The following is a 510-nucleotide window of genomic DNA, read 5'->3' on the forward strand; positions in this document are numbered from 1 at the left end:
GTTTCTTGGTGACCTAAGCTTCCACAACAAATGGAAGACTGGCGCACTCATCGAACAGATCGAGACGCCGAACAAGTTTCTGGTGTTGGGCAATCACGACGACAAGCACATCGAGTTCTACAAGACCAGTGGCTTGTTCCGGGAAGTGCATGAGCATCGCGCTTACATCAAGTTTAATGGGCGCAACATCATTATGGACCACCAACCGATTGCCCACTGGCGTAACTGCCAGCACGGTTACTGGATGCTGCACGGTCACTGCCACGGTGATTTCGACTATGCGACCCACGGGCTCGATCGATATAAGATCGCAGATGTGGGTTGGGATGCGAGCCCGGCTTACGAACTCCGTGACTTGTCACGCATTTACGCGGATCAGCAACTGCGCGCCGCTGGCTTTTCAGTGTCGGCGCGTGCCGAGCAGTATGGACCTATTCCGTTCTCGAAGCTGGCCCCCATCATGGCCGAGCGTGAGGTTAAACCCCATCACGATACTTACCGGTAGTAAAT

Annotated in this window: 1 protein-coding gene; it reads left to right on the top strand. The window is 54.1% G+C overall.

What is annotated here, in order from left to right; translation table 11 throughout:
* Positions 1 to 505, top strand: a 505-nt coding sequence (locus AC1RPV_RS07605) for a hypothetical protein (protein ID WP_481764178.1), incomplete at its 5' end; no start/stop codon positions are given.
* Between the last annotated feature and the right edge of the window lie 5 nt (positions 506 to 510).

It is taken from the genome of Dellaglioa sp. CoH-55-MRSF-9, from assembly GCF_056782155.1.